The 24,405-nt window shown below is 73.0% G+C and carries 23 protein-coding genes; 6 read left to right on the top strand and 17 right to left on the bottom strand.

The window, feature by feature from the left end:
* Positions 1-3: 3 nt before the first annotated feature.
* The 4 genes from ACGF5O_RS34015 to ACGF5O_RS34030 all read right to left on the bottom strand — a co-directional run bounded on the left by ACGF5O_RS34015 (position 4) and on the right by ACGF5O_RS34030 (position 4,671).
* Positions 4-603: an amidohydrolase family protein gene (locus tag ACGF5O_RS34015; protein WP_393813718.1), complete on the bottom strand. Its 600-nt coding sequence runs from the start codon at positions 601-603 to the stop codon at positions 4-6.
* Between the two features lie 720 nt (positions 604-1,323).
* Entirely contained in the window at positions 1,324-2,916 is a 1,593-nt protein-coding gene (locus ACGF5O_RS34020) for an FAD-dependent oxidoreductase (RefSeq protein WP_393813719.1), read from the bottom strand.
* Positions 2,913-3,818, bottom strand: coding sequence for an alpha/beta fold hydrolase (locus ACGF5O_RS34025; protein WP_393813720.1), 906 nt, complete (start codon positions 3,816-3,818; stop codon positions 2,913-2,915). The genes ACGF5O_RS34020 and ACGF5O_RS34025 overlap by 4 nt, the downstream gene beginning before the upstream one ends.
* 19 nt (positions 3,819-3,837) lie before the next feature.
* Positions 3,838-4,671 carry an alpha/beta fold hydrolase gene (locus ACGF5O_RS34030; RefSeq protein ID WP_393813721.1) on the bottom strand — a complete coding sequence of 278 codons (834 nt, stop codon included), beginning with the start codon at positions 4,669-4,671 and terminating at the stop codon, positions 3,838-3,840.
* Between the two features lie 225 nt (positions 4,672-4,896).
* On the opposite strand from ACGF5O_RS34030, the gene ACGF5O_RS34035 reads away from it, so the two are divergent.
* Both ACGF5O_RS34035 and ACGF5O_RS34040 read left to right on the top strand, forming a co-directional pair.
* Positions 4,897-5,190 carry a hypothetical protein gene (locus tag ACGF5O_RS34035; RefSeq protein WP_393813722.1) on the top strand — a complete coding sequence of 98 codons (294 nt, stop codon included), beginning with the start codon at positions 4,897-4,899 and terminating at the stop codon, positions 5,188-5,190.
* A 118-nt stretch (positions 5,191-5,308) separates the two neighbouring features.
* Complete coding sequence (locus ACGF5O_RS34040) at positions 5,309-6,430, top strand: DNA alkylation repair protein (protein ID WP_393813723.1); 1,122 nt, start codon at positions 5,309-5,311, stop codon at positions 6,428-6,430.
* A gap of 34 nt (positions 6,431-6,464) precedes the next feature.
* On the opposite strand, the gene ACGF5O_RS34045 is transcribed toward ACGF5O_RS34040, so the two are convergent.
* From ACGF5O_RS34045 to ACGF5O_RS34075, 7 genes are all read right to left on the bottom strand, one after another.
* Positions 6,465-7,955, bottom strand: a complete 1,491-nt coding sequence (locus ACGF5O_RS34045) for a CoA-acylating methylmalonate-semialdehyde dehydrogenase (RefSeq protein WP_393813724.1) — start codon at positions 7,953-7,955, stop codon at positions 6,465-6,467.
* 14 nt (positions 7,956-7,969) lie between these two features.
* The gene (iolD, locus tag ACGF5O_RS34050; protein ID WP_393813725.1) at positions 7,970-9,847 is read right to left on the bottom strand and encodes a 3D-(3,5/4)-trihydroxycyclohexane-1,2-dione acylhydrolase (decyclizing); all 1,878 of its coding nucleotides are present in this window, start codon (positions 9,845-9,847) and stop codon (positions 7,970-7,972) included.
* A 49-nt stretch (positions 9,848-9,896) separates the two neighbouring features.
* A complete protein-coding gene (locus tag ACGF5O_RS34055) occupies positions 9,897-10,769 on the bottom strand; it encodes an aldolase (protein WP_393813726.1) in 873 nt (290 codons plus the stop codon).
* 4 nt (positions 10,770-10,773) lie between these two features.
* Positions 10,774-11,742 carry a 5-dehydro-2-deoxygluconokinase gene (gene iolC / locus ACGF5O_RS34060; RefSeq protein WP_393813727.1) on the bottom strand — a complete coding sequence of 323 codons (969 nt, stop codon included), beginning with the start codon at positions 11,740-11,742 and terminating at the stop codon, positions 10,774-10,776.
* Between the two features lie 331 nt (positions 11,743-12,073).
* Entirely contained in the window at positions 12,074-12,961 is an 888-nt protein-coding gene (locus ACGF5O_RS34065; protein ID WP_393813728.1) for a sugar phosphate isomerase/epimerase family protein, read from the bottom strand.
* A 151-nt stretch (positions 12,962-13,112) separates the two neighbouring features.
* Positions 13,113-14,000 carry a sugar phosphate isomerase/epimerase family protein gene (locus ACGF5O_RS34070; RefSeq protein ID WP_393813729.1) on the bottom strand — a complete coding sequence of 296 codons (888 nt, stop codon included), beginning with the start codon at positions 13,998-14,000 and terminating at the stop codon, positions 13,113-13,115.
* An 83-nt stretch (positions 14,001-14,083) separates the two neighbouring features.
* Positions 14,084-14,359: a hypothetical protein gene (locus ACGF5O_RS34075; RefSeq protein ID WP_393813730.1), complete on the bottom strand. Its 276-nt coding sequence runs from the start codon at positions 14,357-14,359 to the stop codon at positions 14,084-14,086.
* Between the two features lie 252 nt (positions 14,360-14,611).
* Between ACGF5O_RS34075 and ACGF5O_RS34080 the strand changes: the two genes are divergently transcribed.
* Together ACGF5O_RS34080 and ACGF5O_RS34085 are read left to right on the top strand one after the other, a co-directional pair.
* The gene (locus ACGF5O_RS34080) at positions 14,612-15,313 is read left to right on the top strand and encodes a helix-turn-helix transcriptional regulator (RefSeq protein ID WP_393813731.1); all 702 of its coding nucleotides are present in this window, start codon (positions 14,612-14,614) and stop codon (positions 15,311-15,313) included.
* A gap of 47 nt (positions 15,314-15,360) precedes the next feature.
* Complete coding sequence (locus tag ACGF5O_RS34085; protein ID WP_393813732.1) at positions 15,361-15,888, top strand: DUF3291 domain-containing protein; 528 nt, start codon at positions 15,361-15,363, stop codon at positions 15,886-15,888.
* Positions 15,889-15,974: 86 nt separating this feature from the next.
* Here the strand turns inward: ACGF5O_RS34085 and ACGF5O_RS34090 are convergent, their stop codons facing one another.
* Both ACGF5O_RS34090 and ACGF5O_RS34095 read right to left on the bottom strand, forming a co-directional pair.
* The gene (locus tag ACGF5O_RS34090) at positions 15,975-16,856 is read right to left on the bottom strand and encodes an SDR family NAD(P)-dependent oxidoreductase (RefSeq protein ID WP_393813733.1); all 882 of its coding nucleotides are present in this window, start codon (positions 16,854-16,856) and stop codon (positions 15,975-15,977) included.
* 134 nt (positions 16,857-16,990) lie between these two features.
* Positions 16,991-18,694, bottom strand: coding sequence for an NAD-dependent malic enzyme (locus tag ACGF5O_RS34095; RefSeq protein ID WP_393813734.1), 1,704 nt, complete (start codon positions 18,692-18,694; stop codon positions 16,991-16,993).
* A gap of 10 nt (positions 18,695-18,704) precedes the next feature.
* Between ACGF5O_RS34095 and ACGF5O_RS34100 the strand changes: the two genes are divergently transcribed.
* Positions 18,705-18,998 (top strand): hypothetical protein, encoded by a 294-nt coding sequence (locus tag ACGF5O_RS34100; protein WP_393813735.1) that lies wholly within the window; start codon positions 18,705-18,707, stop codon positions 18,996-18,998.
* Between the two features lie 169 nt (positions 18,999-19,167).
* Here ACGF5O_RS34100 and ACGF5O_RS34105 read toward each other — a convergent pair whose 3' ends face one another.
* Genes ACGF5O_RS34105 through ACGF5O_RS34115 form a run of 3 tightly spaced genes read right to left on the bottom strand, consistent with a single transcriptional unit; the run spans position 19,168 to position 21,639 of the window.
* Positions 19,168-19,896 (bottom strand): LuxR C-terminal-related transcriptional regulator, encoded by a 729-nt coding sequence (locus tag ACGF5O_RS34105; RefSeq protein ID WP_393813736.1) that lies wholly within the window; start codon positions 19,894-19,896, stop codon positions 19,168-19,170.
* A 40-nt stretch (positions 19,897-19,936) separates the two neighbouring features.
* Positions 19,937-20,713: an ABC transporter permease gene (locus ACGF5O_RS34110; protein WP_393813737.1), complete on the bottom strand. Its 777-nt coding sequence runs from the start codon at positions 20,711-20,713 to the stop codon at positions 19,937-19,939.
* A complete protein-coding gene (locus ACGF5O_RS34115) occupies positions 20,713-21,639 on the bottom strand; it encodes an ABC transporter ATP-binding protein (RefSeq protein ID WP_393813738.1) in 927 nt (308 codons plus the stop codon). Before ACGF5O_RS34115 ends, ACGF5O_RS34110 begins: the two co-directional genes overlap by 1 nt.
* A 338-nt stretch (positions 21,640-21,977) precedes the next feature.
* Between ACGF5O_RS34115 and ACGF5O_RS34120 the strand changes: the two genes are divergently transcribed.
* On the top strand, positions 21,978-23,678 hold the full coding sequence (locus ACGF5O_RS34120) for an RNA polymerase sigma factor (protein WP_393813739.1): 1,701 nt from the start codon (positions 21,978-21,980) through the stop codon (positions 23,676-23,678).
* Here ACGF5O_RS34120 and ACGF5O_RS34125 read toward each other — a convergent pair.
* Positions 23,660-24,355, bottom strand: a complete 696-nt coding sequence (locus ACGF5O_RS34125) for a glycerophosphodiester phosphodiesterase (RefSeq protein WP_393813740.1) — start codon at positions 24,353-24,355, stop codon at positions 23,660-23,662. The two genes, ACGF5O_RS34120 and ACGF5O_RS34125, sit on opposite strands and share 19 nt — an antisense overlap.
* Between the last annotated feature and the right edge of the window lie 50 nt (positions 24,356-24,405).

Genomic DNA, 24,405 nt, shown 5'->3' on the forward strand with positions numbered 1-24,405 from the left:
GGGTCAGGCGGTTTCACGGACGGTGCGCAACAGCCGCTCTCCGGACGCGCGCAGTTGCTCCTTGACCTCGTCCAGGCCGGATGCCAGCAGGACGAAATCCCGTTTGCGCCAGCTGCCCGCGACCATCACGGCTTCGATGTTCGCGATGTCGGCGTGCAGGACCGTGGCGACCGGGTCGTGCGCAGGCCACAGGTTGACCGCCCGGGCGTCGACGGCGACCAGGTCGGCCTGCAGGCCCACCTCGATCCGGCCCACCTGGTCGGCGAGGCCCAGGGCCCTGGCCCCTTCGACCGTGGCCCAGGCCAGTGCCTGCTTGGCGGTGACCGACGGCGAGTCGGCGTGCCTGCCGGTCGTCCGCCGGTGCCGGGCGTGGTCCAGGGCGCGCTGGTGGGCCAGGGCGATCCGGGCCGCGGTGAGGAGCTTGCCGGGCACGGCGGTGTCGATGTCGGTCCCCAGCGAGGGCGCGGCGCCCAGGCGCAGCAGGGACCCGGTGACGGGTGTGCCGTGTCCCTGGCCCAGTTCGTTCTCCGGGGTGGTGGTGAAGGTGGCGCCCGCCTCGACGAGCGTCCTGACCCAGTCGTCGGGCAGGCCGGCTCCGTGCACGATGTTGGTCAGCGGGCCGAACAGTCCGGCGGCGCGCAGGGCGTCCCAGCCGGGTGCGGGTTCCCCGCCGCTCTGGTGGGTCGAGACCGCGTTCCGCGCCGGCCCGGAAATCGGCCACCGCGGTCTCGGCGGAGGAGTACTGCGGCCCCTGGACCGCCATCCCCAGGGCGAGGAGGGGGTGGTCGCGTACGGGGCCGTCGAGCAGCCGGTCGATCTCGGCGAGCGGGTGGGGGGTCTCCGGCGCGCGGTAGGGCGTGCCGTGCAGGAAGACGGCGCGGATCCCGGCCTGGACCAGGCCCTCGACGGCCGCGTCGGCGTGCTCGGGCGACAGGACGTTGTGGCACCAGTCGCCGACGGTCGTCGTACCGCAGTTGATCTGGTTCAGCGCGCCCGCGAGGTTGGCGATGTGCATGTCGGCGGGGGTGTAGTGCCCGACGCACGCTCCGTGCAGGTGGGTGAGGTACTCCATCAGCGTCCAGTCGGCGCCCGCGGAGCGCAGTGCGGTCTGCCAGGTGTGCAGGTGGGCGTTGACCAGGCCGGGGACGACGATGCGGCCGGAGAGGTCGACGATCTCGGCGTCGGTGGCCCCGGTGTCGGACGCCTCGATGTTCCCGCCGACGGCGGCGATGCGGTCGCCTTCGACGAGGATGTCGACGTGTTCGGCGTCGGGGCGGCCCGGCGCCATCGTGACGACCCGCGCCCCGCGCAGCAGTGTGCGGCTCATGCGGTGGCCCCCGAACCGCGGGAGGTGTGGCCGTGCCGGGACATGGTGCGGCTCCCTGCCCGCGGCGTCATCGCGCGCGCGGCGGTCTGTGTGGTGGTGAGGAAGTCCCGGGTGGCGATGTGCCCGACATAGCCGTCGGGACGGATCAGCAGCAGCGTGTCGCCGGTCAGGCCGTAGGCACCGCGCAGCGTGTTCCCGGGGTCGGAGAAGGCGAGGCCGTCGCCCGGGGCCGCCCCGACGGTGAGCCGCTTCAGCCGGGCGCCGGCCGTCGGCCAGGCGAGGCGTTCGAGGTCCCGGGCGGCACCGGGGCCGTAGGCGACGGCGGTGAACTCCGGTCCGCGGAGGAGGTCGAACAGGCGGGTCCGGGTCCCGTCGGCGCCGAGCAGTTCGGCGTCCGGGGCGCGGTCGCCCACGCGCAGGGTGCCGGTGTGCTCGCCGTCGGCGGGGGCGAGCGGGCCGCCGTAGTAGGTGAGGGCGAGCTGCTGCTCGTCCTTGCCCCGCTTCATGCTCGACGGGTCGAGCCTGGCGATGCCGCCCCACTTCTCGGTGGACAGGCCCAGCACCCCGGCGGCGATCGGCTGCCGTTCGGCCTCGTAGGTGTCCAGCAGCGCCGCGTCCGCCCCGGCGAGGACCTGGCCGAGCTTCCAGCCGAGGTTGTAGCCGTCCTGCATGCCGGTGTTCAGGCCCTGGGCGCCGGCCGGGGTGTGGACGTGCGCGGCGTCGCCGGCCAGGAAGACCCGACCTCGGCCGTAGCTCTCCGCCAGCCGGATGTTGGGCCGGAACACCGACTTCCAGTGGATGGCGTGCAGTTGGATGCGCCGGTTGCGGGTGTGGTCGTGGATTCGCCGGAGGATGTCGTCCTGCTCCGAAGGCGGTTCCTCGTCCGGCGTGAGGCGGATCATCCACTGGAACATGTCGCTGCCGGGGAGCGGGCAGGCGGCGACGAGCCTGCCGCCGCGGCCGGGCCACATGTGCCACCGGTTGCGGGCCAGACCGGTCACCGTCGCATCGACGATGAGCACCCGGTCGCTGTCGTCCGTCGACCCGACGAAACCGACGCCGAGCTGCCTGCGCACCGCACTGGAACCGCCGTCGGCGCCCACGACATAGCGGGCGGCGATCCTCTCGGTGCCGTCCGGGCCCGCGACTTCGGCGACGACCGTGTCCGCGTCCTGCGTCAGCCCGGTCAGCTCCCTGGCGAACTCGATCCCGCGGCCGAGCTCGCCGAGCCGCGCGTGCAGTGCGCGGTCCGTACGGAACTGGGGGATCAGCCAGGTGTTCGGGTACGGGACGTCCGGCGTCGCCTCCTTGCGCGGGAACATCTTCCACGGCACGGCCAGGGGACCCGCGTGGAGCCCGAGCTTGGGGTAGACGCTGCCGCCGGCCAGCACGGCGTCGAGGGCACCGAGGTCTTCGAGCACTTCCAGGCTGCGGGGCTGGACGCCCTTGGCGCGGGAGCCGTCGAAGGCGTGCGGAGACCTGTCGACGATCCGCACGTCGAGTCCCCGGCGTACGAGGTCGATCGCCAGGGCGGCGCCCGAGGGGCCCGCGCCGATGATCAGCACGTCGACGGCCTGCGGGTGGTTCATGAGTCGAGCCTTTCGGTGCGTGCGGCGACGAACGGGACGAGCCGGTCGGCGACGTCGCGGGGCCGTTCGAGCGGGGCCATGTGCCCGCATTCGGGAATGACGTGATGGTGCTGGGGCCTCAGCAGGGTGCGCGCCGTGTCGAGGTGGGCCGGCGGTGTGACGGCGTCCTCGTCGCCCCACAGGAGCAGCGTCGGGATGCCCAGCTCCCCTGTCCGCCGGAAGAGGTCGTCACGGCCGGAGACCCGCAGGTGCTGGAGGGTGTCGAAGACCGCGTACAGCGAACCCTCGAAGCGGATGGAGTCGAGGACCATCTCCGTCAGCTCCGCGCCGAGTCCGGGGTCGCGGACGTTGTGCCCGAGGTGCCCCCGGAGCATCCGCAGGCCGCGCCGCCGGGCGACCGCACCGGCCAGCAGGTCGCTGCGCAGCAGCCGGTGGGGGGAGGCCGGCCGGGGTTTCGCGAGGCCTGCGGGTCCGACGAGGGTGAGGGTGGACACCCGTGGGCGGTACCGGGCGGCGTACTCCATCGCGACCAGCGCGCCCATCGAGGTGCCGACGAGGTGCAGTGGCCGCTCCGTCAGGCCGAGCCGGTCCGTCAGCTCGGCCAGCTGCCGTGCGAACAGCGTCTCGTCGTAGCGCGCCCGTACCCGGTCCGAGAAGCCGCGGCCGTACGCGCTGCACGTCAGCGTCCGCAGCCCGTGGGCGTGCAACTCGGCGACGAGGCCGTCCCAGTAGAACAGCGGGATGGTCAGTCCGCCCGCCATCACGACCACGTCCCCGTCCTCGGGGCCCGTCAGCTCGTAGTGCGTGACGCCGTCGGACAGCTCGGTGAAGCTGCCGCGCAGGGCTCGCCGTGAGTCGGCGGTGAGCCTGCGGTCCTCGCCCGGTGCGACGAAGTACCTCATGGAACGGGCCTCCTTGGCCTCAGTGCGTGGGGGCGTCCGCGCAGGAGCCGAGGAACTCCGTGATCGCGTCCGCGACCCACTGCGGTTCCTCTTCCGGCAGCAGGTGTCCGCCGTGGGGATGGACCAGCTCCCGGGCGCCGGGGATGTCGCGGGCGAAGTGCTGGCCGTCGATGCCGGCGCTGCGCAGCACGAGCGTGGGCACCGCGACACGGGGGAGCTGCGCGGTGCGGTCGGGCTGGTCGGTGTTGCAGAAGTCGACGAAGGCGGAGCGGTTCCCGGGCCGGCTCATGAGCTGATGGGCCCGGTCCACCATGGCGTCGTCCACGATCTTCGAGTGGGAGCCGACGCTCGCGCGCAGGTTGCGTTCGATGGCGCCGCGCGGCATCAGCCGCCGCAGCACGGGGCGCAGCAGCGGGTTGCGGGTCAGGCGCATGCCCGTGGGCACGGTCTTCTCCGGGTATCCGGTGGCGTTGACCAGCACCAGGCCGGTCAGCCGTGCCGGGTGGTCCAAGGCGAGGTTCCAGGCGATGTTGCCGCCGAGCGAGTTGCCGGCCACCGCGCAGCGCGGCACGCCCAGTTCCGCCAGGAGGCCTGCCACCGTCGCCGCGTAGGCCGGAACGCGGTAGTCCCGGTCCTCGCGGGGGCCGGTCAGCCCGAACGCCGGCAGGTCGGGGCGGATGACGTCGAACGACTCCGCCAGCAGCCCCGCGGCACGGTCGAAGTGCTGAAGCGACGAGGCGCTGCCGTGCAGCAGCACGAGCGCCGGGCCGTGCCCGGCGCGTTTGTAGTGGATCCGCAGACCGTCCACCACGACGAACCGCGAATCGGACTGAGGCTCAGACCAGGTGCTCATAATGGCTACACTGTTACCGATAAGATGCCGTGTCAAGAGGGCCCGGCGCGTTACGGCCACGCCGTAACCGTATTTCGGGAACCGGGCGGAGCTCGTCGCGCACGTCGTGGACCGCGTGGTCGGCATGGCCGAGCGTGGAATGCCGCCGTGGGCGAGGCCCGGCGGTGATCGCTCCCGCATCGGGGGAGGCTAGTATGGGGACGAACGCCCCATAGTCCGGGCTTCGTGGTCGACACCGCCACCGAACTCGGCATCGCCGACGGGAAGGTCCGTCAGCGGACCGAGGCCGCCTTCGAGGTCACCCGGCAGGCCCTGCGCTCCGCGCTCGCCGACGGCTGTGACCGTGACCGTGGTGAACTGTCCGTGGATCCCGACCTCGACGACGCCGTGGAGCTGCTGTTCACCACGGTGCTCGGCCTGCGGGTGCGGGAACGCGCCGGACACGGCATCGAGCGTCTGGCCGTCGCGATCGATCTCGCGATCAACGTCCTCGGGCCCATGCCCGCGGAACCCGCCTGACGGCACCGGCGCGCGCGGACACCGCCCCGACTCCGTCGGCGAGAACCCCGCCGGAGAAAGCCCGCCGGAGAAAGCCCGCCGGAGAACACCCGCCGGAAAGAACCCCTTTGGAGGAACCGTGCCCACAGCCGACGAGCTGATCAGCCCCGACAGCATCCGCCGACTGGCTGTCGTCCTCCAGGAGGCCGCCCCCGGAACCTCACGCTGGCACGCGGTCGAGGACAGTTCGACCACGCTCGGCCCACTCGGTCTCGGCGAACGCGCGCGGGCGGTGGCCGACGCCCTCCTCGCCGACTCCGGCCACGACTTCGAGCGGCTCGCACACGCGGTACGGCAGGCCCTGTCCCGTGCCGACCTGACCGGCTGGATGATCTGGCCGGTCACCGAGGCCGTCGCCGTCGCGGCCACCGAATCCGGCACCGGCGGGCACTTCGACGCCGGCCTGGACCTGCTCGCCCGGCTCACGCCGCGGCTGACCGGCGAGTTCGCGCTCCGTACCTTCCTCAACGCGGATCTGGACCGCACCCTGGCGACGGCACTGACGTGGACGGACTCCCCGGACCCGGCCGTGCGGCGACTGGCCAGCGAGGGCAGCCGGCCCAAGCTCCCGTGGGCCCGGCAGGTTCCCGAGCTCAACCGCAACCCCGCGGCCACGGTTCCCCTGCTGGACAGACTGCACACCGACGCGTCGCAGGACGTGCGCCGTTCGGTGGCGAACCATCTCAACGACATCTCCCGGCTCGACGCCGAGCTGGCCGCCGGGACCGCCGCGCGGTGGCTGCGGCACGCGGAGCCGACCACCCCCGCCCTGGTGCGTCACGCGATGCGCACCCTCGTCAAGAAGGGCGAGCCGGCCGCCCTGGAGCTGGTCGGTTTCCACGGCAACCCCGGTGAACTCAGCGTCGTGGGCCCCCTGCTGGCGGAAACCGCCGTTCCCCTGGGCGGGGCGATCGACTTCACGGCACACATCACGAACGTCTCGGCCGGGCCGGTCTCGCTGGCCATCGACTACGTCATCCACCACATGAAGGCGAACGGGAAGACGGCACCCAAGGTCTTCAAGCTCACCAAGCGCAGCCTGGCCCCCGGAGAGTCGGCCGAGGTGAGGCGCACACATTCGTTCCGCCCGATCAGCACGCGTGTCTACTACCCGGGTGCCCATGCCGTCCATCTGCAGATCAACGGTCACGAGTTCGGCCTGACCGGGTTCAGCCTCCTGGAGACCGAGGAGGCGCCGTGACAGTGTGCGGGCCGAGCCGGTTCCCGGCCCCCGGTCAGCTGGACGTGGGGAAGGTGAAGCCGGCGGTGACCTGCTGGGCGGGCTGCGGCCAGCGGGTGGTGACGACCTTGGGGCGGGTGTAGAAGCGGATGCCCTCGGGGCCGTGGACGGGGGAGTCGCCGATGAGCGAGTCCTTCCAGCCACCGAAGGAGTAGTACGACATCGGGACCGGGACGGGCACGTTGATGCCGATCATGCCGACCCTGACGCGGCGCTGGAAGCGGCGGGCGGCCTCGCCGGAGGCGGTGAACAGGGCGGTGCCGTTGCCGTAGGGGTTGGCGTTGACGAGGTCGATGGCCTGGTCGAGGCTCTCGGCACGGACCACGGCGAGGACCGGACCGAACAGTTCCTCCTTGTAGGCGTCCATCTCGGTGGTGACGTGGTCGAGGAGGGACGGGCCGGTGAAGAAGCCCTCCTCATGACCGTCGATCTTCAGACCGCGGCCGTCGACGACGACGGTGGCGCCCTGCGCGGCGGCCGTGCCGACGGCGTTCTCGACGCGCTCCTGGGCGGCCTTGGTGACGAGCGGGCCCATGTCGGTCCCGGGGGCGTCGCCGGGGCCGACCTTCACCTCGTTCGCCTTGCGCTCCAGGACCGCGACCAGCGCGTCGGCCGCGTCGCCCACCGCGACGGCGACGGAGACGGCCATGCAGCGCTCACCGGCGGAGCCGTAGGCGCCGGCGGTGATGTGGTCGGCGGCGAACTCCAGGTCGGCGTCGGGCAGGACGACCGCGTGGTTCTTGGCGCCGCCGAGCGCCTGGACGCGCTTGCCGTGCGAAGTGGCCCGCTCGTGGACGTACTTGGCGATCGGGGTGGAGCCGACGAAGGAGACGGCCTCGATGCCGGGGTGGGCGAGGATCGCGTCGACCGCGTCCTTGCCGCCGTGCACGACGTTGAACACGCCGTCGGGCAGGCCCGCCTTCCTGTACAGCTCGGCGACGAAGTTGGCGGCGGAGGGGTCGCGTTCGGAGGGCTTGAGGACGAAGGTGTTGCCGGTGGCGATGGCGACCGGGTGCATCCACAGGGGGACCATCGCCGGGAAGTTGAACGGCGTGATGCCCGCGACCACGCCCAGGGGCTGGCGGAAGTTGTGCACGTCGACGCCACGCGAGACCTGGTCGGAGAAGGAGCCCTTGAGGACGTCGCCGAGGCCGCAGACGTATTCGACGACCTCACGGCCGCGGGTGATCTCACCGCGGGCGTCGTCGACGGTCTTGCCGTGTTCGGCGGAGATGATCCGGCCCAGCTCCTCCTCGTGCTCGACGAGCAGCTGGCGGAAGGCGAACATGACCTGGACGCGCCGGGAGAGCGAGGACTCCGACCAGGACTCGAAGGCGGCACCCGCGGCCCGGACGGCGGCGTCCACCTCCGTGGCGGCGCCGAGGACGACACGGGCCTGTTCGGCGCCGGTGGCCGGGTTGAACACGGGGGCGGTGGTCTCGGTGGTGACCTCGGCGCCGTTGATCCAGTGCGGGATGGTGTTCACGGGAGTGGGTGTCCTTAGAGGTAGTGACGCTGGGCGCGCTTGTGGGCGGCGTAGGTCTCGTACGCCGTGCGGGTGGAGTCGAGGGCGGAGGTCTGGCTGACCGGGACGTCCCACCAGCCGTGGCCGGGCGGGTTGGGGCCGTACAGGTCGGTCTCGACGTGCACGACCGTGGTGCGGGTGGCGGCCTTCGCCTTCTCCATCGCGGAGCGGAACTCGTCGACGGAGGCGGCGTGCAGGACGTCCGCACCGAGGGAGGAGGCGTTGGCGGCGAGGTCGACGGGGAGCACGTCGCCGTCGAGCCGGCCTGAATCGCCGTCGCGGTAGCGGTACTTGGTGCCGAACCGCTGCGAGCCGAGGGACTCGGAGAGCGCGCCGATGGACGCGAAGCCGTGGTTCTGGACCAGGACGATGACGACCTTCAGCCCTTCCGAGACCATGGTGACGATCTCCTGAGCCATCATCAGATACGAGCCGTCACCGACGAGTACGACCACCTCGCGCGACGGATCGGCCATCTTCGCGCCGACGCCGGCGGCCACCTCGTAGCCCATGCAGGAGTAGGCGTACTCGACGTGGTAGGCCTTCGGGTCGCGGGCCCGCCACAGCTGCTGGAGGTCGCCGGGCATGGAACCGGCCGCGTTGACGACCACGGCACGGTCGTCCAGCACGTCGTTGAGCGCGCCGAGGATCTCCGTCTGCGCGGGCAGCGGGCCGTGCCCGACGTGGAAGCACGCCTCCTCGATCTCCCGTGTGCGGGCGATGAGTTCACGGGTACGGCGGCGGTACTCCTGGGAGACCTCCCAGCCGTCGAGGGCCCCCGCGAGGGCCTGGATGCCGAGGCGGGCGTCGGCCACCAGCGGCTCCGCCGAGTGCTTGACGGCGTCCAGGCGGGCCACGTTCAGGTTGACGAAGACGACGTCCGGATCGCCGAACACGGTGTGGCTGGCGGTGGTGAAGTCGGAGTAGCGGGTGCCGATGCCGAGGACCACGTCGGCCTCGCGCGCCAGTTCGTTCGCCGCGTACGAGCCCGTCGAGCCGATGCCGCCGACCGCACAGGGGTGGTCCCAGGCCACCGCGCCCTTGCCGGCGTGGGTGTCGGCGACCGGGATGCCGGTGGCCTCGGCGAAGGCGCGCAGCGCGGTCTCGGCGCCGGAGTACACGGCACCCCCGCCGGCCACGATCAGTGGCTTCCGCGCGTTGCGCAGCAGGGCAACCGCCCGCTCCACGGCGGCCGGTTCCGGCACCGGGCGGCCCACGTGCCACACCCGCCGCCGGAAGAACTCGACCGGCCAGTCGTACGCCTCGGCCTGCACGTCCTGCGGGAGGGCGAGGGTGACGGCGCCGGTCTCCACCGGGTCGGTCAGCACCCGCATCGCCGCGAGTGCGGCCGGGATCAGCTGCTCCGGGCGCTGGACGCGGTCGAAGTACTTCGAGACCGCGCGGAACGCGTCGTTGACGGTGACGTCACCGCCGCGGGTGTCCTCCAGCTGCTGGAGGACGGGGTCGGCGGCGCGGGTGGCGAACATGTCGGAGGGCAGCAGCAGAACGGGCAGGCGGTTGGTGGTGGCCAGCGCCGCGCCCGTGATCATGTTCGTGGAGCCGGGGCCCGTCGAGGCGGTGCAGGCGAACGTGGCCAGCCGGTCGCGCATCTTCGCGTAGGCCACCGACGCGTGCACCATGCCCTGTTCGTTGCGGGCCAGGTAGTAGGGCAGGTCGGCCTCGCCGGTGGTGGCCGCCTGGAGGAGGGCCTGCCCGATGCCGGCCACGTTGCCGTGGCCGAAGATGCCCCACACGCCGGGGACCAGGCGCTGTTCCTGGCCGTCGCGCTCGCTGTACTGGGCGGCCAGGAAGCGGACCAGGGCCTGGGCGGTGGTGAGCCGTACGGTCTTCATCGGTGCTCTCCGAGGGGCAGCCGGTCTCCCGGACGGCGGTGGTCGTCGCTCACAGCAGGCCCACCGCCTTGTCGACGGCACCGGCGACGTCGCCGCCGGCGGGGTAGAGCAGGGAGCGGCCGACGACCAGGCCCTGCGCGGTGGGCTGCCTCAGCGCCCGGCCCCAGGAGGTGAAGGCCGCCTCGGGGTCGGTGACCTCGCCGCCCAGCAGCAGCGCGGGCAGGGTGGAGGCGGCGAGCACGCGCTCCATGTCCTGGACCACCGGCAGCTTCAGCCAGGTGCGGGCGGTGCGGCGGCCGAGCCCGGACGCGATGGTGACCGACCTGATCACGGCGTCGGTGGAGAGGTCGTTGTGGATCCGGCCGTCCCGCCACTCGGAGAGGAACGGCTCGACCATGGCGATCAGCCGGCGGTCGTTGAGCTCGTTCACGGCCCGTGCCGTGTTCTCCAGGACCGACGGGGTGGCCGGATCGGACAGCGCGATACGGGTGAGCATCTTGCCGCCGTCGAACCCCATGTCGGCGAGGGTCTCGGCGTCGTAGCCGGTGAACCGGTCGTCGATCTCGAAGACCGAGCCGGCGAGCCCCCCTCGGTTCATGGAGCCGAAGACGGACTTGCCGTCGAGGACGCCGAGCAGGAGCAGGTCCTCCAGGATGTCGGCGGTGCCGAGGACACCGGTCACGCCCGGGCGTTCCAGCGCGGTGCAGAGGCGGTCCAGGAGTTCCGGGCGGTCCGCCATGGCGCCGGGGTCGGCGCCGACGCCGTTGGCACCGCGGGCGGGGTGGTCGGCCGCGATGATCATCGCCCGGCCGTGCTCGCCCAGCAGCGAGGTCGCCCTCACCCGGCGCTCCGCGGCGGCGGCGACGGCTCCGGGGTCGTGCACCCGGGCGGCCACGATCCGGCTCACGTTGTCGGACGGCACGTCGTCACACCTCTCGTTCGGTGGGGGCGGGGGAGGCCTCGCGGAGCTTCGCCTCGACCTCGGCCTCGGTCGGCATGGCGTCGGAGCAGGACAGGCGGCCCGCGACGACGGCGCCGGCCGCGTTAGCGAAGGCCACCGTGCGCCGCGTGTCCCAGCCCGAGAGGAGCCCGTGGCAGAGCGCGCCGCCGAAGGCGTCACCGGCGCCCAGGCCGTTGACCACGTCGACCGGCACCGGCGGGATCTCGGCGACCGAGCCGTCGCGGTCCATCGCGAGGACGCCCTTCGGGCCCTGCTTGACCACGGCCAGCCGCACGCCCGCCGCCAGCAGTGCCTCGGCGGCGGCGTACGGTTCGCGCTCGCCGGTGGCGACCTCGCACTCGTCGAGGTTGCCGACCGCGACCGTGGTGTGGCGCAGTGCCTGCGCGTAGGACGACCTGGCCTCGGCCGTGCTCTTCCAGAACATCGGCCGCCAGTCCAGGTCGAAGACCGTCGGACCCGATGTGGCCCGGTGCGCCAGGGCGGCCAGGGTCGCCGAGCGGCTCGGCTCCTCGCTCAGGCCGGTGCCGGTGACCCAGAAGATCCCCGCGTCCGCCACCGCCGCCAGGTCCAGTTCGTCCGGCCGGATGTCCAGGTCGGGGGCCTTGGGCAGGCGGTAGAAGTACAGCGGGAAGTCGTCCGGCGGGAAGATCTCGCAGAACGTCACCGGGGTCGGCGCGATGTCCGACGTGCCGACGAAGCGGGGGTCGACGCCGTAGCCGTCGAGCGCGGTGCGGACGAAGTCGCCGAAGGGGTCCCGGCCGGTCTTGGTGATCACCGCGGCACGGTGGCCGTACCGGGCCGCGGCGACCGCGACGTTGGTCGGGCTGCCGCCCAGGTACTTGCCGAACGAGGTGACCTCCGCCAGCCCCACGCCCGTCTGGAGCGGGTACACGTCCACTCCGACCCGGCCCATGGTCAGCACTTCGTACGGCATCACGCTGGTTCCCTTCGCTCCGGAGACCCCGGCATCGCGGCACGGTGCGGGACCGCGACGGACTTGGAGCGCTTTAGAAAAGCACCCTTCGGTCCAGTACGATGCCGTCGTGCATATGTCATGTCAATAGGTTGTTATGACGATAGCCTGGGGGTGCGGCCACAGGGACCTTCATGGCGTGTCTCTCCTCGGTCCTTCGGGGGTGCGGAGCGGGCGGGGCGAGCTCATCGGGTCTCCCCTCCGGCGTGGATGCCATGTTTTGGAGCGCTTTAAAAATTGGCCTTAGAGCGCTTTGAATTCATACCCTAGAGCGCTCTAGGCGCACCCGATGTCAGGGGCGCCGCGGACCTGTGTCAAGGGTCTCGACGGGCTCCGCCAGCAGTGCCGCGGCCGTCCGGTAGGCCGCCTCGGCCGCCTCCCGTACCGGCAGCGCCCGGTGCGCGTCCGACAGGATCTCCACGCCCCAGGGGCCGGACCAGCCCGCCGCCCGGAGCGCGGCGATGATCCCCGGCAGGTCGAAGGAGCCCTCGCCGCACAGGCGGCGGCGCCGGACGGTGTCCTCGTAGAGGGTGCCGAGCACCTGGCTGTCGGCGTCGTCGAGCTCCACGCCGACGATCCGCGAGAGCGGCACGTCCGCCAGTTCGGCGGCGGGCGTGCCGGCCCGCTCGGTGTGCCAGACGTCGATGATCACACCGCCCGCCGGGTGGCCGGCGGCCTCGGCGAGCCGGAGTCCGTCGTGCACGGTCCTGACGTTGGACCAGGGCAGGAACTCGATCCCGACCCGGGCGCCCACGGCGTCCGCCTGGGCCGCCAGCACGGCCAGTTCCCCGGCCCAGACGTCGAGGTGGAGCGGGCCGTCCTCGACGTCGCCGTGGATCTTGAGGTGGCGGGCGCCGAGCGCCTCGGCGGTCCGCAGCAGGTCGTGGCGGACGGCGTCCGAGGCGGCCCGCAGGGGGCCGTCGGCCCACCAGCCGGCCAGGGCCTCCAGTTCGAGGTGGACGAGGCCGTTGTCCGCGAAGATCGACCTGATGCCCGCGAGCCCGTGCTCGCGCTCGGCGACCAGCAGATCCGCGTGCAGCAGCCCGAAACCCGTGAAGCCGGCCGCGGACGCCGCCTCGGCCCGCTCCCGTAGGCCGAGCGGACTGCGCTGGTCGGCACCGGCCGGGTCGGCGGCACCGGCCGTGGTCCAGCAGGTGGCCAGCAGATCCTCGGTGGTCATGTCCCTCGCCGTCCCTCGTCTCGTCCGCCCCGGTGCCTTCCGGGATGCACCGCGTGTGCCGCGCGTGCCGCCTGTGCCGATCTGCCGGTGGGCGCCGCATGCGCCGGTGTGCGCTGCCCGCGCCGGCGTGCGCCCGCGCGGCCGTCCGGGGTTACGCGTTGCCGCGCAGTACCGAGCGCAGGTGTTCGGCGCTGGCCCACACGTCCTCGACCGGGCCCTTCTCCCTGGGCTCCGCGGTGAGGATGGTGTCCTGTTCGAGGACGTACCAGCCGTCGTATCCGTGGGTGGCGAGGTGGGTGACGATGGCCTCGACGTCGACGTCGCCCGCGCCCAGCGGGCGGTACATGCCGGCGCGGACGGCGTCGGTGTAGGTGAGGCGGCCGGACTGCACCTTGGCGGCGAGGGAGGCGTCCACGTCCTTCATGTGGGTGTGGGCGATGCGCTCGGGGGCCTGGCGGGTGAGCTCGGCGGGGTCGGTGCCGCCGATGAGGAGGTGGCCGGTATCGAGGCAGAGGGAGATCGACGAGTGCTCCAGGACGCGGCGGACCTCGTCGCCGTTCTCGATCATCGTGCCGACGTGCGGGTGCAGGACGGCCCGTACCCCGCGCTCGGCCGCCAGCGCGGTCAGCCGGTCGAGGTTGGACAGCAGCAGCTTCCAGCCGTCGGCGTCCAGCTCGGGCCGGGAGTCGTAGCCGTCCTGGCCGGTGATGGCGGACAGGACGAGGACCTCGGCCTTCGAGGCGGCGTAGTTCTCCAGGAGCTGTTCCGCCTCGGGCACCGGGTCGTGGCCGGGCACGTGCAGCAGCAGCGGGGTGAAACCGCCGACGGCGTGCAGGTCGTGGTCGGCCAGGACGCGGGCCATCTCCTCGGGGGCGGCGGGCAGGAAGCCGTCGGGGCCGAACTCGGTGGCGGCCAGGCCGACCTCGCGCATCTCCTTCAGCACCCGCTCGGGCGTCAGCTGGTAGCCCCAGCCGGGCACTTCGCACACGCCCCAGGAGATGGGCGCGCCGGCGATCCGGTTCAGCTGCGGGGTGGTCATGCCGTGGCCTTTCGGTGGTTCCAGTGGGGGCCGTCGACACCGTGGACGGTGTCGACGAGGACCGGGGGTCGCCGCCGGGCGCGTCACACCCGTACGGGTGCGGGTGCGGACGGCGTCCCGGTGGTGGCGTGGCGGGTGGTGGCAGAGCGGGTGGCGGAAGTGCGGGTGGCGGACGTCCGGTCCGGTGCCCGCGGGACGGCCGGACGCCCGGGCGGGCAGCCGGTCCCGGCCGTGCTCGGCAGGGACCGCCCCGGCGCGGGCGGGCGCGCGGCGGGATGCTCGTCCGCCCCTGCGCGGACGTACGGCACCGCACCGCGGTTCCGCGTCCGGCCGACGACCAGCAACGCCACGGGCGCCATCGCCCTCTCCGTTCGGGAAACTGTCAGAACACGGCCGCCGCCGACGCGCCTACCGGTCGCGCACGGCCAGCGGCCGGACCGTTCACGTGGTCGTAACGCTAGGGTCGGGACGGGATTTGGTGAAGCCCTCGAATCCCTCAATTGGCCGTCATCGGAACCGTCATTTGCCCGTCATCGCGCGGCTCGGCAGCGCGCGGGCCGGCATCGCCCGGCCTCTCTATCTCCAACCTGCGTTGTTCCTAGAATGGCCGTGTGAACGACATCGACGCCATCGCGGCACTGCAGGATCCGGTACGACGCCGGCTGTACGAGTACGTGGCCGCACAGGGCCGCGAGGTCGGCCGCAACGAGGCTGCCGAGGCGACCGGGGTGGCGCGCACGCTCGCCGCGCACCACCTGGACCGGCTGGCCGAGGCCGGACTGCTCGACACCGGGAGCCGGCGGCTGACCGGGCGCTCGGGGCCGGGCGCGGGCCGGCCGGCCAAGGTGTACACGCGGGCCCGTGCGGAGCGGGCGGTGTCGCTGCCCGCCCGCGACTACCGCACCGCCGCCGAACTGCTCGCCGAGGCCGCCGAGCAGGCGGGACTGGACGCCGGGCTGTGCGTGGCCGCCCGCCGCCGCGGTGAGGCCCTGCGCGGTTCGGCGGCGCCCTGCGGCGGCCTCGAAGAAGCCATGGAGACCCTCGCGGCCCGAGGGTACGAACCGCACCTGGAAGCCGCCGTGGGCGCGGAGGGCGCGGAGGAGGGTGCGGCCGGGGCGGCCGGCGCCGTCGTCCGTATGCGCAACTGCCCCTTCCATGCCGTCGCCGAACGCTTTCCGCCGCTCGTCTGCGGCATGAACCTCGCGCTGCTGGAGGGGCTGCTCGGCACCGAAGGGCCGGTCCGGGCCCGCATGGCCGCCCGGCCGGGCGAGTGCTGCGTGGTCGTGGAGGAGGCCGTCGGCGAAGAACTCTAAAAACAACGGTGATTGACATAGAAGGGGGTGCGTGCTGATATGAGGCCATGACCGCATCCGCGTACGCAGCCCACCTCGCCCAGCTGAATGTCGCCACGCTCCGCTTCCCCCTCGACGACCCGCGCATGACGCCGTTCGTCGAGATGCTCGACACGGTCAACGCCGCTGCCGACGGCGCGCCCGGCTTCGTGTGGCGGCTCGTGGAGGACGGCGCTGCCGACGCCACCGCCCTGCGTCCGGCGGGCGAGGACGTCATCGTCAACCTGACGGTGTGGGAGACGCAGGAGGCGCTGTGGGGCTTCACCTACCGCAGTGGCCATCTGGACGTGATGCGGCGCCGGCGCGAGTGGTTCGAGCGGCATGCCGAGGCGCACCTGGTGCTCTGGTGGGTTCCCGCCGGTCACCTCCCGACCGCCGGCGAGGCCCTGGACCGGCTGGCCGACCTGCGCGCACACGGACCCTCGGCGCGCGCCTTCACCTTCGCCGCCGCCTACTCCGCGGACGAGGCCGCCCTTGCGCCGGCCCCGGTCCCGGACGTCCGTACGGCTGCCGCCGGGCGCGGACCCGGGCGCTGAGCCGGACCGCGGTGGCGCGACGGCGGGACCGGCGCGGTGGCGTCCGCCGCCCGTCGCGAGCGCGACCTTCTCCGTGAAGGGGCCCGTCACCGCGCCTCTGCCGCCGCCGCGGGGGCGGGAAGGCCGGCCGGGTAGGCCTGGCCGAAGTCCGCCGACCGGCTCACCGGCTCCCAGGCGGCAGCCTCCGCCAGCTGGCCGTGTGAGTAGTCCTGCGCCATCCGTACGGCACCGGCGCCCAGGATCAGGTGCGAGGGCGGGTTCTCCGACTTGACGACCCGGACCAGGATCTCCCCGGCGCGCTGCGGGTCCCCGGCGGTGGCCACGGCGCCGCCGAGCAGGCGCACCATCGCGCCGACGGTCGGGTCGTACTCCGGCGCGACCTCGGGGATCTGCATCGAGGGGCCGGCCCAGTCGGTGGCGAAGCCGCCCGGTTCCACGACGAGGCAGCGGATGCCGAAGGGTGCGGTCTCGGCGGCCAGGACGCGGGTGAAGCCGTCGACCGCGAACTTGGCGGCCTGGTAGGAGCCGAGGCCGGGGGTCCCGCCGACGCGCCCGCCGATGGAGGAGAACTGCACGATCGTGCCGCCGCCCTGCGCCCTGAGGACCGGGAGCGCTGCCGTCGAGACGTTGTAGACGCCCCAGAAGTTGGTGTCGAACTGGCGGCGGAAGTCGTCCTCCGGGGTGGTCTCGACGGCGGCGAGGTTGGCGTATCCGGCGTTGTTGACCACGACGTCGACCCTGCCGAACCGGTCGACGGCCGCCCGGAGGCCGGTCACCGCGGCTGCCCCGTCGGTGACGTCGAGCGCGACGGCGAGGACGCGCTCGTCGTACTTCCGCACGAGGTCGTCGAGCTGCTCGGGCCTGCGTGCCGTGGCCACGACGTTGTCGCCGGCCTCCAGGGCCGCGATCGCGAGGTTGCGGCCGAAGCCGCGGGACGAGCCGGTGATGAACCAGGTGTGTGTAGTCATGTCGATAGCAAAACACGGTTGCGGTATTACTGCAACCCTGTTGTGTTACGAGTGGCCGACAGGGGCGCCGGGGCCGGTCTTCGGGTCGGTCTTCGGGTCGGTCCCCGGGCGGGACCGTCGGCCGCCTCCGGCGGTCAGACGGCCTTGATCGGCGGATACACCGGCTGCCACATGGCGGCCCTGACCCGCTTCTCGACGGAGTCGTCGACGGTCGTGCCGGCCACGCCGTCGGTGGCCGCGGCGTGAGCCACCGCGACGGCGACCGCCACCGAGGTCTCGCGCAGCTGGTCGGTGAGGGGCAGGATCGGGGCGCCGGGGCCGGTGGCGTCCGTCTGCCCGGCGACGGCGTGCGCGGCGGCGACCAGCATGCCGTCGGTGACCCGGCCGGCCCTGGCGACGATCGCGCCGAGCCCGAGGCCCGGGAAGACCAGCGCGTTGTTGGCCTGCCCGATCAGGTACCGGACGCCGTCCCGCTCGACCGGGCGGAACGGGCTGCCGGTGGCGATCAGGGCGCGGCCGTCGGTCCAGGCCAGCAGGTCGGCCGGGACCGCCTCGGCCAGGTCCGTCGGGTTGGACATCGGCAGGATGATCGGCCGCTCGGCGTGGGCGGCCATGGTGCGGACCGTCTCCTCGGTGAAGGAGCCGCCCTGCCCGGAGGTGCCGATCAGGACCGTCGGCCGGACCCGCGCGACGACCTCGGCCAGCGCGATGCCGCCCACCTCCGCGTCCCGCCGCCAGCCGGCGACCTCGGCGGCCGGGCGGGCGTAGCGGACCTGGAAGTCGCGCAGGTCCTGCTGGTCCTCGGTGAGCAGCCCGTGGCGGTCGACGCCGAAGATGCGGGCGGTGGCCTCCTCGGCGGTCAGTCCGTCGGCGGCCATGGCGTCCCGCAGCTGGTCGGCGACGCCGATGCCGGCGGTGCCCGCGCCGAAGACCACGACCCGGTGGTCGCGCAGCGGGATCCCGCTGGCCTTCACCCCGGAGAGCACGGCGGCGAGGTTGACGGCACCGGTGCCCTGGACGTCGTCGTTGAAGGTGAACTCGGTCGGGCGGTAACGCTCCAGGATGCGGCGGGCGTTGGCGGCGCCGAAGTCCTCCCAGTGCAGCAGGGCGGCCGGGAAGAGCCGGCGGGCGGTGGTGACGTAGGCGTCGATGAACGCGTCGTACGTCTCCCGGTCCACGCGCGTGTGCCGGTTGCCGAGGTAGAGGGGGTTGTCGAGGAGTTCCTGGCGGTTGGTGCCGACGTCCAGCATCACCGCCAGGGTGCGGTTGGGGTCGATGCCGGCGGCGGCCGTGTAGACGGCGAGCTTGCCCACCGAGATGTCGATGCCGCCCACTCCCCAGTCCCCGATGCCGAGGATCGCCTCGCCGTCCGTGGCGACGATCAGGTCCACGTCGTCGGGGCCCAGGCCGGCGGCGGTGAGCGCGCTCTCGATCTCCTCCGGGGCGTGCACCGACAGGTAGACGCCGGACGGGCGCCGGTACTCGTTGCTGTAGCGCTGGATCGCCCTGCCCACGGTCGGGGTGTAGACGATGGGCAGCATCTCGTCGAGGTGGTCGCCGAGCAGGCGGTAGAAGAGCACCTGGTTGCGGTCGTGCAGCGCGGTGAGGTTGACGTTCTTGGCGAGGTCGGTCGGCTGGGCCGCGTACTGCAGGTACGCCCGCTCGGCCTGCTGCTCCAGGGTCAGCACCGCGGGCGGCACCAGGCCCACCAGGCCCAGCGTCCGCCGCTCCTCGGGGGTGAAGGCGGTGCCCCGGTTGAGGCGGGGCTGGGAGAGCACGGCACGCCCGCGGGCGGTGGTCTCGATACGTCCTTCGCCGGCGTTCCACTGGGTCGTCATGATCGGCTCCTTGCCCGTTTCCGTATCGCTTCCAGGATCCCGTGCGGGACGCGCCGAGTCGCTTCGGGTCGCTCGGCGGCCCTTCCGGGGCCGGTCGGCCGCGGCGGGCCGTGGCGAGAACGTCGTCGTCGAGTTCCCCTTCGCGCCCGAGGGCAGCCCCGCCCGGCTGGCGGGCCGGACCGCCGTCCACGAGTACCTGAAGGGCTGCCCCGACCTCATCGACGTGCACCGGATCGCGTCGCTGACCGTCCACGCCACCGACGGCCCGGACACGGCCGTCGCCGACTTGGAGCGTCACCGATGAGGTGCCGGCCAACGGGAACCCGTACGAGATGAGTTGCGCGACGTTCGTGACGTTCAGGGACGGAAAGATCGTCGGGTACCGCGAGTTCTGGAACCCGCTGGCGTTCCTCAAGGCGCTGGGCGGCGAGGGTTCCTGACCGCCGGGGATCGCGGCACTTCCCGCGGAGCGCCTACGCCGCCGGCCGGATCAGCCCCGACTCGTAGGCGAAGGCGACCGCCTGTACCCGGGCGCGGGCGCCGATCTTCGCGAGGACGTTGCTGACGTGGGTCTTCACGGTGGTCGGGGCGATGGACAGCCACTGCGCGATCTCGGCGTTGGTCCAGCCGGAGGCGACCGCGATCAGGACGTCGCGTTCGCGCCCGGTGAGGGCGCCGAGCCCCGAGGTGCGGGGGAGGGGGCGGACGGTGTGCTGCTGGCGGACGGCGTCGATGAGCGCGCGGGTCAGGCCGGGCGTGATGACGGCGTCGCCGGCGGCCACCATCCGGATCGCCGCGGTCAGTTCGGCCGGGTCGGCGTCGTTGAGCAGGAAGCCGCCGGCCCCCGCCCGCAGCGCCGCCCAGGCGTCCGCCTCCTGCTCGGCCGCGGTCAGCATCAGGACCCGGGAGACGCGGGAGGCGGCCGCCGCCTCGCCGGTGAAGCCGGGGGAGGGGGTGCGGGTCCGGGCAGCGGGGCGGGCGATGCGCCGGATGGTGTCGATGGCGTCCGCCCGGGACGGCTGGCTGTCCATGAGGACGACGTCGGGGCGGAGCGCGGCGCTCGCACGGATCGCCTCGTCCCCGTCCGTCGCCTCCCCGACGACCGTCAGCCCGGGCTCGGCCGCGAGGAGCATGCGCAGGGCGAGACGCTGGAGGGATTGGTCGTTGACGACGAGTACGGAGACCGTGCCTGTCTTCTCCATGCGAGGTCCGTTCCGTGAACGAAACTGTTTCGTTCACATGCTACGCCTGGCGCCGCCGTACCGGGAGAGGGGGGTACCCGGAGAGGGGATCACCGGGCGAGGAGCGGCCGCCGACTACCTGGCCCGGACCAGTCCGGCAGTACGGGCTGAGGGTGTCGTACCAGGAGTCGGGCAGCAGCGAGGCCAGCCCGGGCAGGATCAGCAGGATGCCGACCAGGGAGGCGATGGCCCCCGCGGAGTTGCGCAGCAGCACGCCCAGGGCCACCCCGAAGACGGCGACCAGACCGAGGTAGAGACCGGCCCCGGCGAGGCTGCGCAGCACCCCGTCGTCACCGAGCGACAGGGAGATCTTCTCGCCGTCCAGCCCTGGCGAGCCCAGCCCGAACGCGGCCAGCGCGCCCAGGGTGGTGAGGACCAGCGCGATCGGGCCGATCACGGCGGCCTTCCCCCACAGCACCGGCAGCCGGCGCGGGACGGCCGTGAGCGTGGAGCGGACCATGCCGGTGCTGTACTCGCCGGCCGACAGCAGCACCCCGAGCACGCCCACGGCCAGCGACGCGAACGTCACCCCGGTCAGGGCCAGGCCGACCGCGTCGCTGTCGCCGCTGCTCGGGCCGGGCGGGCCGCCCGCCGTGGCGCCCGCGGTGTAGGTGTAGCTGGCGATCGTCCCGAACAGGACCAGCAGGAACACGGCGACCGAGAGGGTGATCCAACTGGAGCGCAGCGACCAGAACTTGGCCCACTCCGAACGCAGCACCCGGGCGCCGGTGACCTTGTACGCGGCCGGGCGGGCGGGGGCGATGCTGGTGACGGTCATCAGGCGGCCTTTCGTGCGGTGCCGGCCGGAGCGCTCTGGTACTCGACCACGTCCCGGGTGAGGTCCATGAACGCCGTCTCCAGGGAGACGGCCTGCGGGGTGAGTTCGTACAGCGGTACGCCGTGCAGCGCGGCGACCGTGCCGATCTCCCGGGCGTCCCGGCCCGCGACCAGCAGTTCCTCGGCGGAGGAGGAGGTGATCGTGACGTCGGGTCCGGCCAGCAGCGAGCGCAGCTTCGCGGGCTCGCCGGTGACGACCTTCACGCCGCCGCCCGCCTCCCGGGTGAAGTCCTCGACCGTGGTGTCCGCGAGCAGCCTGCCCCGACCGATGATCACCAGGTGGTCGGCGATCAGCGCGGTCTCGCTCATCAGGTGCGAGGAGAGCATCACGGCCCGCCCCTCGTCGGCCAGTTGCCGCAGCAGGTTGCGCACCCACAGCACGCCCTCGGGGTCGAGGCCGTTGACCGGTTCGTCGAGCATCACGATCGCCGGGTCGCCGAGCAGCGCGGAGGCGATGCCGAGCCGCTGGCCCATGCCGAGCGAGAAGGCGCCGACCCGCTTGCCGGCCACGCTCGTCAGCCCGGCCAGCTCGATGACCTCCTCGACCCGGCTGCGCGGGATGCCGTGCGTGTAGGCGAGCGCCATCAGGTGGTTGACCGCGCTGCGCCCCGGGTGGACCGACTTGGCCTCCAGGAGGGTGCCGATCTCCTGGAGCGGGGCCGAATGCCGGGCGTGGGAACGGCCGTTGACGGTGACCGAGCCGTGCGTGGGGGCGTCCAGGCCGACGATCATCCGCATGGTGGTGGACTTGCCCGCGCCGTTGGGACCGAGGAAGCCGGTCACCTCGCCCGGCTTCACGGTGAAACTCAGACGGTCGACGACGGTCTTGTCGCCGTAGCGCTTCGTCAGTTCGCGCGCTTCGATCATGGAGCTGGGCCTTCCTGCCTCGCACTCGGCCGCGGCCGGTCCCGGCGCGGTGTCCGATGTCGACGGTAGGAGCGGGCAGGCCCCGGGCCCTGGGACCCCGGGGGAATCTTCGGCGGGCGACTGGTACCGGGGTACCAGTGCGGTGTCCTCACTCCGGTGGACGGCACACCGACCGCCCGGCCCCCCGGCGCTACCTACTTGAGCGCGGCCGGCGCTGTCCGCTGGGCGACCGGGTTCGTGTCCGGCGAAAAAGTGTTATCCCGGAACCCCGCACTCCGTCTCCACACTGTGATCCCCGACATTGCCAAGGTCGCCGCCCCGGCTGAGAGGGTGCGGTTATGAGGACGGACGTGCCGGTGTCGCGGCAGTGGCGGGCCACGGTCGCCGCCGCGCAGGCCGGCGACCGGCGCGCGCTGGACGAACTGGTCGAGGGCTGGCTGCCGTTGGTCTACAACGTGGTCGGCCGTGCGCTCAACGGCCACGCCGACGTCGACGACGTCGTCCAGGAGACCATGCTGCGCGCCGTCGACAACCTCGGCACCCTGCGCGACCCGGACAGCTTCCGGTCCTGGCTGGTCGCCATCGCCATGCGGCAGATCCGGGACCGGGCGCGCCGCCGGCAGGACCGGAAACTGGACGAGGCGGTCCCGGACGGCACCGCCGACTTCGCCGAACTCACCGTGCTGCGGCTCCAGTTGGCGGGCCAGCGACGGGAGGTCGCGGAGGCCGTGCGCTGGCTGGACGCCGAGGACCGGCAACTGGTGTCGCTGTGGTGGCTGGAGGTCTCCGGCGAACTCACCCGGCGCGAACTGGCGGCGGCCGTCGGCATCAGCCGGCAGCACGCCGCCGTCCGCGTGCAGCGGATGAAGGAGCGGCTGGAGACCTCGCGGGGCATCGTGCGCGCGCTGGACGGGGCCTGCCCCGAGCTGCGCGAGCTGACCGGCCGCTGGGACGGGCGGCCCGACTCCGTCTGGCGCAAGCGGCTGGCCCGGCACATCCGCGGCTGCGGCTACTGCGGAGACGCCCGCGACTCCGTCGTACCGGCGGAACGGCTGCTGGTCGGGATCGCCCTGGTCCCGGTGCCGGTCGGCTTCACGCTGTCCCTGGCGCTCGGCGGCAAGACGGCGGCGGCCGCCTCCGCGACGTCCGCCGGGTGGTCGGCGAAGGTGCTGGGCGCGCTGACCAAGCCGGCCGTGGCGGTGACGGCGGGCGCGACGATCGTGGCGGGCGGCGCGTACGTCGCCGTACGGACGCCGCACGACCCGGCACCGCGGACGGCGGTGTCGCCGACGGCGGCGGTCACGCGCGCGGTGCCGCGGACGCCGGCGACCGCTCCCGCGCCGTCCCCCTCCACCTCGCCGTCCCTCTCCCCGTCCCGGTCTCCGTCCCCGTCGGTTTCGGCGGGCGCGGCGGTCTACGGCTCGGTCGTCGACGCGGTCGACACGGCGCCGGACCCGGACACCAGGCCGGGCGCGCTGCCGCACCGGCCGGAGGGCGGGATCACCAGCAGCGGCGGGGCGCACGCCGTGCTGAACCACCGCGGCGACAGCGTGACCCTCAGCGGCCAGGGCTATGTGCTGGTCCGCTGGCAGATCTCGCCCCAGTACCGGGCCGGCAGCCTGGTCATGCCGTCCTGGACCGCGCTGAAGGGGAAGATCTTCCATGTGGCGTCCGGCGGCGGGCGGCGCATGGACGACCGCGTGAGTACGACGGACGCGTCCGCGACGGGGATGGGGAACTCGGCGGTGGGGTACGCGGTGCTGCCCGCCGGCGCTCAGCAGATGTGGCAGAACGAGTACTACTACGTGGACGGCAGCGTGACGTTCACGGTGAACGAACGCGGGGCCGACTACGGGGTGAGCGTCTTCCCGTCCACGTGGGACGCGGCCGAGAAGGACGTGCTCTACGGGCCCGCGGACGGGGCGATCCGGTACGGGCTGGTACGGGACGACGGGAAGGATTCGGCGCCGGTGCCGCAGTACGTGACGCGGTCGGCGCCGAGCGATCCGGCGACGGTGGCTCAGAGGTCGGTCGTGTAGCCGCGTACGGCGTTGAGCACGTCCACCCTGTTCGTCGTGATCGAGTCGACGCCCGTGTCCAGCAGGCGGCGCATCGAGCGGCGGGTGTCCGGCGTCCAGCACGAGACCAGGCAGCCGCTGCGGTGGACGTGTTCGGCCAGGGCGCGGTCGAGCAGGGCGAAGCGGTAGTTCAGGTAACGGGGGCGGATCACGTCCAGCAGCGCGGGGCGGACCGGCGCCAGGGTCTTGCGGGTCAGGGCGATCTCGGCGGACGGGTCGGCCGCCCGGACCGCCAGCATCGCGACGGCGTCCCCCGTGTAGTAGACACGGTCCGCCGCGCCGCACTCCCGGGCCACGCCCACGATCCTGGCCACCGCCCGCTCGCCCGGATCGCCGGGCAGGTCGAGCATCAGCCGGCTGCCCTCCGTCGCCGCCAGCGCCTGGGCCAGGGTCGGGACACCACCCTCGGTGAGGCCCCACACCTCGTCCGCCGACAGGGCGCGCAGCGGGCGGTCGTGCCCCCACAGCCGCTTGAGCGTCTCGTCGTGCAGGAGGACGGGGACGCCGTCACGGGTGAGCCGTACGTCGGTCTCCACCGCGTCCGCGCCCCGGCGGAGCGCGGAACGCAGGGAGTCGAGCGTGTTCTCGCGGAAGCGGTAGGGGTCGCCGCGATGGGCCACGGCGGTCACGGTCTGCATGAGCCCATGTTCTCAGGGCCCGACAGCGGGCCGCCGGGGGCTCGGCGTGG

Origin of the sequence: Streptomyces sp. NPDC048291, assembly GCF_043201715.1 — a bacterium.
Taxonomy (GTDB): domain Bacteria; phylum Actinomycetota; class Actinomycetes; order Streptomycetales; family Streptomycetaceae; genus Streptomyces.

Coding starts and splice junctions, on each gene's coding strand:
- ACGF5O_RS34020 (WP_393813719.1), bottom strand. CDS start 2,916: ATGAACCACCCGCAGGCCGTCGACGTGCTGATCATCGGCGCGGGCCCC.
- ACGF5O_RS34025 (WP_393813720.1), bottom strand. CDS start 3,818: ATGAGGTACTTCGTCGCACCGGGCGAGGACCGCAGGCTCACCGCCGAC.
- ACGF5O_RS34030 (WP_393813721.1), bottom strand. CDS start 4,671: ATGAGCACCTGGTCTGAGCCTCAGTCCGATTCGCGGTTCGTCGTGGTG.
- iolD (WP_393813725.1), bottom strand. CDS start 9,847: ATGAAGACCGTACGGCTCACCACCGCCCAGGCCCTGGTCCGCTTCCTG.
- iolC (WP_393813727.1), bottom strand. CDS start 11,742: ATGCCGTACGAAGTGCTGACCATGGGCCGGGTCGGAGTGGACGTGTAC.
- ACGF5O_RS34065 (WP_393813728.1), bottom strand. CDS start 12,961: ATGACCACCGAGGATCTGCTGGCCACCTGCTGGACCACGGCCGGTGCC.
- ACGF5O_RS34070 (WP_393813729.1), bottom strand. CDS start 14,000: ATGACCACCCCGCAGCTGAACCGGATCGCCGGCGCGCCCATCTCCTGG.
- ACGF5O_RS34075 (WP_393813730.1), bottom strand. CDS start 14,359: ATGGCGCCCGTGGCGTTGCTGGTCGTCGGCCGGACGCGGAACCGCGGT.
- ACGF5O_RS34085 (WP_393813732.1), top strand. CDS start 15,361: ATGACCGCATCCGCGTACGCAGCCCACCTCGCCCAGCTGAATGTCGCC.
- ACGF5O_RS34090 (WP_393813733.1), bottom strand. CDS start 16,856: ATGACTACACACACCTGGTTCATCACCGGCTCGTCCCGCGGCTTCGGC.
- ACGF5O_RS34095 (WP_393813734.1), bottom strand. CDS start 18,694: ATGACGACCCAGTGGAACGCCGGCGAAGGACGTATCGAGACCACCGCC.
- ACGF5O_RS34105 (WP_393813736.1), bottom strand. CDS start 19,896: ATGGAGAAGACAGGCACGGTCTCCGTACTCGTCGTCAACGACCAATCC.
- ACGF5O_RS34110 (WP_393813737.1), bottom strand. CDS start 20,713: ATGACCGTCACCAGCATCGCCCCCGCCCGCCCGGCCGCGTACAAGGTC.
- ACGF5O_RS34115 (WP_393813738.1), bottom strand. CDS start 21,639: ATGATCGAAGCGCGCGAACTGACGAAGCGCTACGGCGACAAGACCGTC.
- ACGF5O_RS34120 (WP_393813739.1), top strand. CDS start 21,978: ATGAGGACGGACGTGCCGGTGTCGCGGCAGTGGCGGGCCACGGTCGCC.
- ACGF5O_RS34125 (WP_393813740.1), bottom strand. CDS start 24,355: ATGCAGACCGTGACCGCCGTGGCCCATCGCGGCGACCCCTACCGCTTC.